At 45.2% G+C, this 12,820-nt stretch carries 9 protein-coding genes; 6 read left to right on the forward strand and 3 right to left on the reverse strand.

The genetic code is table 11. From position 1 onward, the window contains the following. Positions 1-819: 819 nt before the first annotated feature. From L5M49_RS18990 to cydX, 3 genes are read left to right on the forward strand one after another with little or no spacing between them, the layout of a single operon-like run. On the forward strand, positions 820-2,376 hold the full coding sequence (locus tag L5M49_RS18990; RefSeq protein WP_263266640.1) for a cytochrome ubiquinol oxidase subunit I: 1,557 nt from the start codon (positions 820-822) through the stop codon (positions 2,374-2,376). Between the two features lie 15 nt (positions 2,377-2,391). Beyond that, a complete protein-coding gene (cydB, locus tag L5M49_RS18995) occupies positions 2,392-3,531 on the forward strand; it encodes a cytochrome d ubiquinol oxidase subunit II (RefSeq protein ID WP_028761243.1) in 1,140 nt (379 codons plus the stop codon). A 19-nt stretch (positions 3,532-3,550) separates the two neighbouring features. After that, on the forward strand, positions 3,551-3,667 hold the full coding sequence (gene cydX / locus L5M49_RS19000; protein ID WP_011788717.1) for a cytochrome bd-I oxidase subunit CydX: 117 nt from the start codon (positions 3,551-3,553) through the stop codon (positions 3,665-3,667). A 630-nt stretch (positions 3,668-4,297) separates the two neighbouring features. Here cydX and L5M49_RS19005 read toward each other — a convergent pair. After that, on the reverse strand, positions 4,298-6,301 hold the full coding sequence (locus tag L5M49_RS19005) for a methyl-accepting chemotaxis protein (RefSeq protein ID WP_263266641.1): 2,004 nt from the start codon (positions 6,299-6,301) through the stop codon (positions 4,298-4,300). A 260-nt stretch (positions 6,302-6,561) separates the two neighbouring features. On the opposite strand from L5M49_RS19005, the gene L5M49_RS19010 reads away from it, so the two are divergent. Next, positions 6,562-6,807 carry a YdcH family protein gene (locus L5M49_RS19010; RefSeq protein ID WP_113939445.1) on the forward strand — a complete coding sequence of 82 codons (246 nt, stop codon included), beginning with the start codon at positions 6,562-6,564 and terminating at the stop codon, positions 6,805-6,807. Here the strand turns inward: L5M49_RS19010 and L5M49_RS19015 are convergent. Then, positions 6,792-9,872, reverse strand: coding sequence for an efflux RND transporter permease subunit (locus tag L5M49_RS19015; protein WP_263266642.1), 3,081 nt, complete (start codon positions 9,870-9,872; stop codon positions 6,792-6,794). The genes L5M49_RS19010 and L5M49_RS19015 overlap by 16 nt on opposite strands. 2 nt (positions 9,873-9,874) lie before the next feature. Then, positions 9,875-10,981: an efflux RND transporter periplasmic adaptor subunit gene (locus L5M49_RS19020; RefSeq protein ID WP_263266643.1), complete on the reverse strand. Its 1,107-nt coding sequence runs from the start codon at positions 10,979-10,981 to the stop codon at positions 9,875-9,877. A 139-nt stretch (positions 10,982-11,120) separates the two neighbouring features. Between L5M49_RS19020 and L5M49_RS19025 the strand changes: the two genes are divergently transcribed. Together L5M49_RS19025 and L5M49_RS19030 are read left to right on the forward strand one after the other, a co-directional pair. Continuing rightward, positions 11,121-11,750 (forward strand): TetR/AcrR family transcriptional regulator, encoded by a 630-nt coding sequence (locus tag L5M49_RS19025; RefSeq protein ID WP_131523683.1) that lies wholly within the window; start codon positions 11,121-11,123, stop codon positions 11,748-11,750. 120 nt (positions 11,751-11,870) lie between these two features. Continuing rightward, positions 11,871-12,815, forward strand: a complete 945-nt coding sequence (locus tag L5M49_RS19030; protein ID WP_263266644.1) for an autotransporter outer membrane beta-barrel domain-containing protein — start codon at positions 11,871-11,873, stop codon at positions 12,813-12,815. Positions 12,816-12,820: the final 5 nt, after the last annotated feature.

The raw sequence follows: 12,820 nt of genomic DNA on the forward strand, positions 1-12,820 counted from the left end.
ATTTAGTCATATCGATATCTCCACACCAAAAGTTAGTACCTATGTGCGCGAAGTTGGTCTTGGCTGGGCTACGACACCAGTTCTACCAAATTGTCTCCTTAACACAGGACATATATTAAACAACTTAGGTTAGCTTCTCAAACGAGAAAAAATACAAATATTCATTATTAAAACTAATGCATTTTAGAGTGTGTTATTGTGATTTTTTATATTTATATGTATTTATATTTGATTTTAAAGGTTTTAAATCATGGATCACTTAAATTTGTGACAATATTTTTTAGTTAATTTGTTGCAGTATTATTTATTTATTGGTTTTTTGATGATTAGAGCTAATTTTTGCTTCCTAGTTAGTGAAAGTATAACTTTATATCAATTAATGGTTGCTCACTACTCTTGTTTTTATCGATTGTCAATCCTCTCTGGTGGGGAAGTGTGTGCCTCACCGCAAAACCCACCTAAACCCCTGAGTTTGATTGATTTGCATCAAAGCGAGGTGGTATAAAATAGCCACAAATGAAAATGAATAAATATCTTAACTATCTGATATTTATATCGATGAAATCATTTGATTGAGTGAGTGGTAGGGTGTCGGTCTCAGTTACTTGCGATAGTGTGACTCGCGTCTCAATATGCAACAGATATTGGTACTTTTTAGCCCTTGCTGCTTCGAACTAATGCAAAAGATTAAATTTAACGGTTTATACTGTTGTCGCAGATATAAACACAAAATGAAAACTCACTATCCTACAAAGGCACTTGCTGTGATTGACGCGGGTTTTGTCATAGCAATTGGACGCACCAAGTAAGGAGTCACCGATGATTGTTGAAGAGGTTGTTGAGCTATCGCGGTTGCAGTTTGCGCTGACAGCCATGTATCACTTCCTATTTGTTCCCTTGACTTTGGGGTTGGCATTTTTGCTGGCTATCATGGAATCACTGTATGTGATGACAGATAAACAAATTTATAAAGATATGACTAAGTTCTGGGGTAAGTTATTTGGTATTAACTTTGCCTTGGGGGTTACCACAGGTTTGGCAATGGAATTCCAGTTTGGTACTAACTGGTCTTACTATTCGCATTACGTAGGGGACATCTTTGGTGCGCCTCTGGCTATTGAAGGTTTAATGGCCTTCTTCCTTGAATCTACCTTCGTGGGTATGTTCTTCTTCGGTTGGGATCGTTTCACTAAGCGTCAGCATTTAGTCGTGACTTGGTTAGTGGCCTTTGGTTCTAACATGTCGGCATTGTGGATCTTAGTGGCAAACGGTTGGATGCAAAACCCTGTGGGTTCAGTGTTCAACTACGAAACCATGCGTATGGAAATGACCAGCTTCGCTGAGGTTGTGTTTAACCCTGTCGCGCAGGTGAAGTTTGTTCACACCGTCGCTTCGGGTTATGTGGCGGGTGCCATGTTTGTACTGGCGATCAGTGCTTATTACATCCTCAAGAAACGTGACTTACCTTTTGCCCGTCGCTCATTCGCGATTGCGGCAAGCTTTGGTATGGCGGCGATTCTGTCGGTTATCGTGTTAGGTGACGAATCTGGCTATAAAGTGGGTGAAGCACAGCGCGTTAAGTTAGCAGCGATTGAAGCTGAGTGGCATACAGAGCCTGCTCCAGCAGCCTTTACTGCTGTCGGTTTTCCGAATCAAGAAACCATGAAAACAGATTTTGCAGTCAAAATTCCTTATGCGATGGGTATAGTGGCAACACGCTCGTTGGATGAAGAAGTGACTGGTATTCATGACTTGATTGCTGAGCATGAAGTGCGTATCCGTAACGGTATGAAAGCCTATGCCATGCTAGTGAAACTGCGTGCGGGTGAAGAAACACCTGAACTACGTGCTGCTTTTGAAGAAGCGAAAGTCGACTTAGGCTACGGTTTCTTACTGAAACGCTACACAGACAAAGTGGTCGATGCGACTGAAGAGCAAATTAAAGCAGCAGCTAAAGATTCTATCCCGAACGTAGCACCGATTTTCTGGAGCTTCCGTGTGATGGTAGGTCTAGGCTTTATCATGTTGTTCGTATTTGCTGCGGCATTCTGGCAAAGCACACGTCATCAAATCGCCGAGAAAAAATGGGTACTTAAAGCTGCACTTTATAGCTTGCCATTGCCTTGGATCGCGATTGAGTGTGGTTGGTTTGTGGCTGAGTATGGTCGTCAACCTTGGACGATTTCTGAGGTACTACCGACCTTTATGTCTGCGTCAAGCTTAACGACTAGCGACTTATGGTTCAGTATCCTTTCTATCACCTTGTTCTACACTGTACTGCTGGTGATTGAGATGTTCTTGATGTTTAAGTTTGCCCGCATTGGTCCGAGCAGTTTGAAAACTGGTCGTTATCATTTCGAGAACCTAGAAGCCTAAGCAGAGGATTTCATTATGTTTGATTATGAAATATTAAGAGTTATCTGGTGGGCTCTGATCGGCGTACTGTTCATCGGATTTGCGGTTACTGATGGTTTTGACATGGGTGTCGGTGCGTTACTGCCAATTATAGGCAAAGACGATACTGAACGCCGTATCATGGTTAACACTATTGCTCCCCATTGGGACGGCAACCAAGTGTGGTTAATCACAGCAGGCGGTGCGTTATTTGCCGCTTGGCCTATGGTGTATGCAGTGTCTTTCTCTGGCTTCTATGTCGCCATGATGTTAGTGCTGTTTGCCCTCTACATGCGTCCAGTCGGATTCGATTATCGTTCTAAAATCGAAAATCCAAAGTGGCGTAAGTCGTGGGACTGGGCCTTGTTTGCCGGTGGTTTTGTGCCACCGCTGATCATAGGCGTGGCCTTTGGTAACTTGTTGCAAGGTGTGCCTTTTGAATTCGACGAGTTCCTACGTGCGACTTATCACGGTGGTCTGTTCGGCCTGTTGAATCCTTTCGGTTTGCTGGCAGGTCTTGTGAGCGTGAGCATGTTTATGATGCAAGGCGCTTCTTGGCTACAAATGAAGACTGACAGTGAGCTGCGTGTTCGTGCTGCAAAAGCCACGCAATTCTTCGCATTGTTAGTGGCTGTGTTGTTTGCTGCTGCGGGTGTGTGGTTAGCCAATGGTATTGATGGTTATGTAGTGACTTCAGTACTGGACCATAATGCGGTTTCTAACCCAGCCATGAAAACCGTCGCAATTGAAGCGGGTGCTTGGCTTGCCAACTATGACAAATACCCCATCACTATGCTGTTCCCTATCTTAGGTGTGGCATTGCCTCTACTAGTGATTTTGGTTAGCCGCTTTAACCGTTCAGGTTTTGCGTTCCTATTCAGCTCACTCACTGTGGCTATGGTGATTTTGACTTGCGGTGCAGCAATGTTCCCATTCGTCATGCCATCATCACTTAACCCTAACGTCAGTTTGACTATGTGGGATGCAACAGCCAGTAAAATGACCTTAGGTGTTATGACTGCTGCTGCAGCGATTTTCGTACCTATAGTGTTGAGCTACACTGTCTGGACTTACTACAAGATGTTTGGTCGTATCGGCCGTAAGCATATTGAAGATAACAAAGCCTCACTCTATTAGGCATTAAGGAGCATCTGCTATGTGGTATTTTACGTGGATATTAGGGGTTTTGTTGGCCTGTTCTTTCGGGATTATCAATGCCCTGTGGCTTGAGAATACAGAGAACATGGACAGATCGGCAGAAGATGCCGAGTAACGTCTAAACTCGATTTAAAAACCTCGCATCAGCGGGGTTTTTTATTGCGATTTTTTGATGGGCTGAGGTTATTTAAATTTGAGGCAGAGCTAGGCTATCGTATTAGGCCAAGCAGTTAACTTCGCAGCAGAGTGTTGATGTAACTGTAGCGAATAGGACTGATATCATCGCTTTTTGATTGTGCTCTCTGCAGATGCTTGCTCGCGTGGTTTAAGATATTTTCTCCATTACTCCTTTACGTCAGGCTCCTAAATAAAAGTCCCAAGTCCCAAATCCCTTTCTTAAATGTGGCTGCTATCGTTTTGATGTAGTGCTGTTATAAAAAATGCCGCCCAGTTAGGGCAGCATTTAACGTTTGATAAAGCACTAACTCTGTATCTAACCTGAACTCGGGATAACGAGTGTCGAAAAATCTAAATTTAACAAATAAAATCAATGGTATAAAATTATTCGTTTAAAGCGAAAAATCTATTTCCTGACTGAATGCGCAGATTTTTGCGCATATCAAGGCGCTCTGTCGTACGCCATAGCGAGCTATGGTTAGGCAGAGCAACGCAGAGAGGCCCGAAAAGATGCCTATTCAGCGGCTCTGCTTATCCCGAGCTCAGGTTATCTAAGTCCGTATTTGAGTTAGGCCTTAAACTGGCTTATTTGACGTTTTAAGGCAGCGGCTAAGGAAGACAGTTCATTGGCAGAATGCACTGTTTCAGTGGCACGGTGCTCGCCTTCGTTAGCGAGTTCGCTGATCTGATGCAAATTGTGGGTTATCTCTTGTGCAACACTGCTTTGCTGCTCAGTAGCCGAGGCAATATTGCGTGAGCTAATCGCGAGTTCGCCAATCCTACGGGTGATTTCCTTCAGTTGTTCACCCGTTGCTTCCCCCTGTGCTGCAGATTCCATTCCTAATTGATGACTTTGGCTCATTTGTTCTGTGGTGCTTTTCACTTGAGTTTGCAGCTTTTCAATTGTTTGGCCAATTTCTACAATGGATGACTGGGTCCGCTGGGCGAGAGTCCTCACCTCATCGGCAACGACAGCAAAGCCTCGACCTTGATCGCCTGCGCGCGCCGCTTCAATCGCTGCATTTAATGCGAGTAAATTAGTTTGCTCGGCAATGCTGTTAATGACTTCGGTCACCTTGCTGATCGCTTCACTTTCATGGCTGACTTTTTCAACCGATTGATGACTGTTGCTGAGTTGCTGACTGAGTTTGAGTAAATCCTGCACCACTTTCGTCTGTTGGTTTTGACCTTCTTTGGCTGCGGCATCCACTTGCTGGCTTTGAACTGCGCCATCTTGGGCATGATTAGCTACATCACGGATCGAGGTCGACATTTCTTCGATGGCAGTTGCGATTTGATCCGTTTGTAGCATTAGAGCTTGAGCTTCTTCACCATTTTGCTTCGCGATACTCTGTGCCTTGGAGGCCTGTTGCTCTAGACTCATGACTGAATCCTGCAATGCAATAATCAATTGCCTGAGCTCTGAGGACATAGTTGATACGCTGGTCGTAATTCGATCTACTTCGTTTTGACTCTGTGGCTCTGATGGCGCTAAGTGATGGCTAAAATCGCCACTGCCTAAATTTTCCATATGCACTTGGAGGGCATGCAAAGGTTTGAGTGCGCGAATTAAGACAACTGATAATAGCGCTGTGATCAGCGCGATCCCAGTGATAGCAACGATAGCGTTGATGGTGAGCAATTGCATACTTTCTTCATTAAGCTCACTTGCCTTGACTTGACCCACTAGCACCCAATTCCAGCCTGTTACGGTTTGGCTATAGGCAAACATAGGCTCATTTTTACTATTGCTGTAATGGGATTCCGCATCATTTTGGGTGGCATTTGCAACACTTAAGCCATCAAGCATACTTTCGGTGATGATGTCACCTGCATTGAACTTAGGATGGGCGACTAACACATTGTCTGCTTTGCGTACTAATAGAAAATGGCCACTTTCTTCTAAGGTGATTCTGTTAACTGCTTCTTGTAATTGTTTTAAGGAACTGGTGATGTCGAAGCCAATATATAAGATACCAATAACTTTGCCCTGTGTGTCTTTCACTGGACGATAGACTGTCATGTAGTCTTTGCCGAAAAGTTTGGCATAACCTTCGTATTCATTACCGCTGATCAGCACTTGATAGCCTGGATGTGTTTTGCCAAGGGAAGTACCTAGTGCACGGCTGCCATCGGCTTTTTTGAGCGAAGTCGAAACTCGCATAAAGTCATCGCCATCACGCACGAATACCGTAGCGGTACCGCCAGTTAGATTAGCAAAACGATCGACTTTACTTTTTGATGAGTTCACTTGTTCTTGTTCATGCATTAGGGCTGGAGAGCCAACTCCCATCACATTGACAGTTTTATTTTGCAGACTAAATTGTCCAGGATACATTTCCTTAAAAACATCGGCGTTGCGTCTCGCAAGTTGCAGAAGACTATCGTACTGCAGCTCTAACATGTCTGAAACTGCACGCATTTCAGATTTCATGGCACTGATACCTTTATCTTCTAATACATTTGAAGCGGCTTTATAGGAGACGGTACTCAATACGCCAAAGATGAGAAGAGTGAGAATAAACGCGAGGGCGCCAATTTGTTTTGCAATAGGCCAATTTTTATAATTCATCGTAAGATCCTATAGGTAACGGTTACATCAATGTAGCCTAAGTTTTACTTTGTAGTCTTGATGTGGGTCTAAAACTTCTGCAATTTTAAACTCATTTCGTTGATATTTTTGCAGTTTTAGACTTGGACTCATCGGCTTATTTTGCAGAAATGTTAGCAGATAACATGCCCAAGTACTGGCTGTATTCTGAGGGTATAGACTAAGCTGCTTAAGGTAAATGGAGTTCATAGTGTTAGAACCACATTATAGGAGAAGTGTATATGCTAGGTGAGAATCATGCGTTGGTTTATGAGTTTCCTGATTTTGTCGATCAAATTAAGCATTTAAAAGTCAATAATACAGTCTTCGCGACCATGGCTAGTCGTTACCATGAACTCGATAATAAAATTAGGGCGCTGGAGTTAACAAAAGTGCCCACCGCCGATGAGCACTTTTTAGCGTTAAAATTAGAGCGATTAAACCTTAAAGATAAACTGTACCAATATCTAGTTCATGATGCGATTTGAGCTTGAATCGCGGATGGGGTGTTTGCCGTACGGGTTTTCATCAGCAGCAAATACATAGTTGGAACCCATACCAGAGAAAGTAAAGTCGTCAGCAGGGTACCGCCCGCGATAGCAATGGCAAAGGGAGGCCAAAACCCGCCGCCAGCAATGATGAGCGGAATAAAACCGCCCACGGTGGTAATGGTCGTTGAGCTGATATGACGACCACAGCTGCTGACGGTAGAGACTATGGTTTCCATATCGCCGAGCCGAGCGCTCGGCATATCTTCTAGTTCGGCCAAGATCACAATCGCAGCGTTAATGGCAAGTCCCATTAATCCAAGCAGTCCTATGATGACCGGGAATCCAAAGGGATAACCGAACACAAACACGGCTAATAGGCCAAGTCCTGCCGATTGTATCGCGCTCAATAGAATAATCGCCGTGAGCCTAAAGGAGTTGAACGACAGCACTACAGTGGCTAATAACAAGGTGACGACCAACATCATATTGGACAGTAAATTACCGACTGCTTCGTTACGCTTAGCACTTTCACCACCGATTTCAATTCGATAACCCGATGGCAACGGTAATTGAGCCACTTTATCTTTAACATCATTAAGTACTTGAGCAGGTAATACCCCACTGACGATGTAGGCTTCTATGGTATTAACCCTTTGGCCGTTGCGCCTTGGAATGGCGCCGCGGCTCACTTGCACTTCGTTGTGGGCGAGGGCGGATAATGCAACAGACTCACCCGAAGGTGTCATTAATTGAATTTCAGAAAGGCGGCTCACCTGCTCGCGACTGTCATCAGTAAGGCGAACTCGTACGGGTAACGATTCTGTTTGCTCAAGCACGCTGCCACCGATAACGCCTGTGGTTGACATTTGGATCTGTTTGGCAATGTCCGTCAGGCTTAACCCACTCATTAGACTGGCATCTTCATTTACCTGTAGCCACAGCTTAGGTGCACCGGCACTTAAGGTAGCACGTGTGTGAAGTACGTCCGGCGTTTGCGCGAGAATATTACGAACGTCGTCGCCCAATGATCGCAAAGTATCTAGATTCGGGCCGAAGATCATTAGCTCCACTGGCGCATTAAAGGGCGGGCCTTGCTCGAGTTTTCGTACTAGTACTTGCGCTTCGGGAAAAGCGCTATCAAATTGCTGTTGTAATTCGGGGATTAACTCATTGGCACGCTCAAAGTCAGTCACTTTTACCATGGCCTGTGCATAGTTAGTCGCCCCTTGTTGGCGCTGCGTCAGGTTGTAATAAAATGAGGGCGTATTACCGCCCACCACCCAATCGACTTGAGTGATCCCTGTGACTGCGTGGAGTTTTTTATCCATCAACTGCACTTGGTTCAAGGTGTTTTCTAAACTCACATGGGGCGCAAGATAGATTTCAATTTGGAACATGTCCCTGTCCGATGGCGGAAAGAATTGCTCCGTCATCTTACCCGAGGCGAAAAAACCTAATACTGGTGTAATGCCGATAAGCAGCGCGCTGACGATAGGGCGTTTAAGGGCAATTCTCAGGCTCGCTTGAAAATATTGGCTCACTAGCGGGAGGTTGATCCCGTGTTGATACCAGACATCCTGTTTACCTTCATGACTAAAACGTCCCGCGAGCCCTGCAATTAACGTATGGGAAATCACGTAAGAGCCCAGCAGCGCAAACATCACTGACATGGCAATGCCACCGACAAATTCCCCCGCAGCACCGGGCATGAGTACTATGGGCGCAAAAGCCAAAATAGTGGTGATAGTCGATCCCGCTAAGGGCAGCCAAAGGTGGTGTAAGGTTTCGCTCACTGCGGCTAAACGGTTCATTCCTTGCTGACGCCTTTGCGATATGGCATCGACAATCACTATCGCATTGTCCACCATGATCCCAAGGGCGACGACGAGTCCTGTCACCGACATTTGATGTATCGGCAGGCCGATATATTTCATGCACGCCAAGGTAAATAGCGCTGTGAGCGGCAATGAAATCGCCACTATGATGGCGTTTCTTAAGCCTAGGGTGAGGAGTAATACCAGTAAGATGATGACAAATCCTTGCAGCAGGTTAACCACTAGCCCGCCAAGTCGTTCGCTGGTGTAACTGTTTTGCTCGAATAGCCATTGGATCTGGATATTAGCGGGAACTTCGCGATTGAGTTCGTCAACGACGTTATTGACTTGTGCTTGCCAAAGATCAACACGGGTATTATCGATCATTCGCACTGCAACCATTACGCCTTGTTCACCATCGACTAACGCTATGCTATCCGCTGGGGTTTGAGCTTGGCGAATCACAGTGGCTATGTCGCCGAGGCGAATAATTTGCCCTTGGCTATCAATTTTAAGCGGCACTTGGCGAATACGGGTTAAAGAATCAAGCTCGCCGGAGACTTCAACTAAGGCGCGAAATTCACGGTTGTTGATTTCACCGGCAGCAATTTTACTGTCGGCGCCGCTGAGAATATGGGCGATGGACGCAGGAGAGAGCTGTAACAGGCTCATCTTGTTACCATCAAGCTGCACTAGCATTTCTTCGGTCGGTGCGCCGTAAAGTTTGACAAAATCCGTGCCCGATAACAGCCTGAGCCGACTCTGTAATTCTTTTGCGTAGCGGTTTAGCATGTCGACTTGTACGGGCGTATTACTATTCCACACTAAACTTAAGATGGCGGTGTAGGCATAACCAATTTGATCATCGAGTGTGGGAGATTGTATGCCCTCAGGTAAATTAATTTTCGTATCGGCCAATAAATCCCGTGCTCGAGACCATACGGGAGCAGTTTCTTTAACTGTGTCTTTCAATTCTAACTGTATAACTGAAATCCCTGGTCGAGAGGTTGATTGGATCAACTTAATTTCTTCCAAACGTCTAAGCTGGTTTTCAATGACTTCAGTCACTAAGGCTTCGACCCGCTCGGCTGAGGCGCCAGGATAAGGGGTGATCACAGAGGCGAAACGGTTAGTTATGTGGGGATCTTCAGTACGCGGTAGGCTCGATATCGCACCAAAGCCTGCGACAAGTAATAGCGCAATAACGAGGCTGACTAAGCGGCCGTTTTCAACAAAGGCTTTAATCATAATTACCTCGTAGCTGCAGCAATGGGAGATACAGTTTGGCCTACGACCAGCTTATGCAGCCCTTGGCTGACATAGATTTCATTAGGCTGAATCGCGCCTTGAATGTAGGCCATGTCTTGGGTGGTGTAGAGGATTTCCACATCGCGGCGCTCTATGATGGATTGCTGTTCATAGTTTGCGATGACATAGAGATTCCATAATCCGCGAATACCATCCGTCAGTGCGGAAATGGGTACCCAATAGCCCGGTTGCGGGATTTGCTGTTGTTGATGCAGATACGCAATTTCGCCATTGATTACATGGGCATCATTTGGCAGGCTTATTCTCAGTTGTAGGGTACGACTGATGGGATTGACTTCAGCGCTAATACCGGCAATTTCAGCTGTAAAGTTTTGATCTCGTACACTAACTTGCACTTGCTGTTCGGTGTTAAATTGCTCCGCTAGCGCAACAGGAACACCAATATAAGCTTCAGGATTGATGTTACCCACTAAGGTGAAGATAGGACTGCCCGCGGCAATCACTTCGCCAAGATTATGTAGCCTTTGGCTTATGGTGCCGTCAAAGGGCGCCACTAAGATGGATTTATCGAGCTTAAGTTGATTGGCATGCTGCGAGGCGAGTAGACGGTTTTTCGCTGCGGCTAAGCTATTTAATTGTGAGCGGTTTTCATCTAATAGCTGTTCAGAGACATAGCCCGATTTCTTTAATTCTTGATTACGTTTTAGAGTGCTGGTGGCCAGATCAACATCGGCTTGGGTTTGTGCCAGACTTGCTTGGATCTCTTGACGCTCGGCTTCGAGTAGTCGGGTATCGAGAACTGCAAGTATTTGTCCTTGCTTAACTTTACTCCCAGAATCGACCAGTAAATTGTTTAACTTTCCTGCTAGTTCAAAGCCTACACCTGTGGTGTTACCTGCACGGATAGTGCCAGTGAAGGTCTGAAAGTGTTCATAACTTGGGGTCTGGATCAACGCTTGGCTTGTGACTGTGGGTAGCGTGGCTGTCGTAGCGTGTTCAGTCACTTCCTTTTGACAGGCGGATAATGTGGCTAAAGCAAACACGCAGACGCTAAGAGTGCGCCAAGAAAGTCGGGCAGTTCGATCCATTTTAAAGGCTTCCGCTGTAAGTTAAACGTTAATACTATGTAACTAGACTTTCCAGTCTAGTTGTACAAAACTAGACTGTCTAGTCTATTTTGTGCTTAACTAATGCCAATTAATTATGTCTATCTATTTGAGAGTTGATATGACGCATTCCTCTGAGACGCAATTACCTTTGAGCCGTAGTGAACAAAAACGTCAGCAAGTCCTTGTGGCTGCTATTGATTTGTTTTGTCGTCAAGGTTTCCCTCATACCAGTATGGATGAGGTTGCAAAGCTTGCGGGCGTGTCGAAACAAACCGTATATTCCCATTACGGCAGCAAAGATGAATTATTTGTTGCGGCAATTGAATCTAAGTGTGTTGGCCATAATCTTAATGATGATTTGTTAAGTGATCCCACTAAGCCGGAATCGGCATTAACCCAATTTGCTTTGCAATTTGGGGAAATGATCGTCAGTCCTGAAGCTATTACCGTATTCAAAGCCTGTGTGGCGCAATCCGAAAGTCATCCTGAAGTGTCGCGATTGTTCTTTGACGCGGGCCCTAAACACATAGTGGGCTTATTGGCGGATTATTTAGTCGCTGTAGAGGCGTTAGGGCAATATCGATTTGGTAATGCTCACCATAGTGCAGTGCGTTTATGTTTAATGCTGTTTGGTGAGCTAAAACTTAAATTAGAATTGGGGTTAGCGGCCGATGAGCTTTTTGACGACAGGAATCATTATATATTGGGTTGTGCTGACATGTTCTTGAGGGCGCATAGGGTAGAGTAAAGGCTTGTTTGTTTCAAAGGTATTAGTTTGTATCTTCATTTTGAAAGTGTGAACCTTTTTATTCAATAGCGCGTATTATGCACAAAAATTTATCCATTATTTTAAATGCAAGGAGCTAGCGTGGCTAATCGAAAACTCGCACCATTAAGCGTAAAACAGCGGTTGCTGAAAGGCAGTTTGTTATTGTTACCGTTAATGAGCTGTGCCGCTATTGCAGCGGATAAACCTTCGCAGGAATACAAACCTTTTAGATTAAGTGTCACGCAGATCAGCACCCAAAGCGCCGAGGTAGCTAATGGCAATACTGAGCTACAAAGGGACAGCTTATTACTGAATGCTGGGATGAATGTATCACTGGATAAGCAATGGTCGCTAGGCTTTCGTGTGGGCTATGACCGACTTGATTATGACTGGCGTAACATCACGCTTACTGGCGCAAACAATGTCGCACCGCTGTTTGGCACCGACGGACAGAATTGGGATCATATTAATCGTTACCGTGCCGGAGTGTCGTTAAATTATCGCATGGATAAACATTGGGCCTTCTTTTTAGCGCCGCAGATCCAATATGCCTACGCCGATACTGCATCGGCTAGCCAAGCTCAGAGTTACGATATTGTGGCATCGGCCATGTATGCATTTGATTCGGGAAACATGATTGGCTTTGGCGTCGCGTATCTTAATGATATCGATGAAGTTCGCACTGTGCCTTATCTTGCCATGCGTTGGCAGATAGATGAACATTGGACACTGGCTAATCCATTCCAAGCTGGTTTTAGTGGTCCAGCAGGACTAGAGCTCAGTTATCAATTCAATCCTGATTGGAATATTGGTTTGGGGAGTTCACGTCGTACTGAGCGATTCCTTATTGAGGATGATGATATTGCTGTGGAAACGAACGAATGGGTGAGTTATCTGCGTGGCGGTTGGCGAGCAACGCCTGCTTTAACTGTAAATCTCTATGCTGGTTATTACTTTGATGGTGAGTTAGAAGTGACAAATCAAGCCGCGCTTGAAATGGATAACCAAGGCGCAGCGGCCTTGGATATCGAATTCAAATTCTAACGTTA

The sequence above is a fragment of the Shewanella sp. SM74 genome, from assembly GCF_025653725.1.
Lineage (GTDB): Bacteria > Pseudomonadota > Gammaproteobacteria > Enterobacterales > Shewanellaceae > Shewanella > Shewanella oncorhynchi.

What these genes read in the sequence shown, in the direction of transcription:
- L5M49_RS19015 (WP_263266642.1), bottom strand. Translation starts at nt 9,872, where the DNA reads ATGATTAAAGCCTTTGTTGAAAACGGCCGCTTAGTCAGCCTCGTTATT.
- cydB (WP_028761243.1), top strand. Translation starts at nt 2,392, where the DNA reads ATGTTTGATTATGAAATATTAAGAGTTATCTGGTGGGCTCTGATCGGC.
- L5M49_RS19020 (WP_263266643.1), bottom strand. Translation starts at nt 10,981, where the DNA reads ATGGATCGAACTGCCCGACTTTCTTGGCGCACTCTTAGCGTCTGCGTG.
- L5M49_RS18990 (WP_263266640.1), top strand. Translation starts at nt 820, where the DNA reads ATGATTGTTGAAGAGGTTGTTGAGCTATCGCGGTTGCAGTTTGCGCTG.
- cydX (WP_011788717.1), top strand. Translation starts at nt 3,551, where the DNA reads ATGTGGTATTTTACGTGGATATTAGGGGTTTTGTTGGCCTGTTCTTTC.
- L5M49_RS19010 (WP_113939445.1), top strand. Translation starts at nt 6,562, where the DNA reads ATGCTAGGTGAGAATCATGCGTTGGTTTATGAGTTTCCTGATTTTGTC.
- L5M49_RS19005 (WP_263266641.1), bottom strand. Translation starts at nt 6,301, where the DNA reads ATGAATTATAAAAATTGGCCTATTGCAAAACAAATTGGCGCCCTCGCG.
- L5M49_RS19025 (WP_131523683.1), top strand. Translation starts at nt 11,121, where the DNA reads ATGACGCATTCCTCTGAGACGCAATTACCTTTGAGCCGTAGTGAACAA.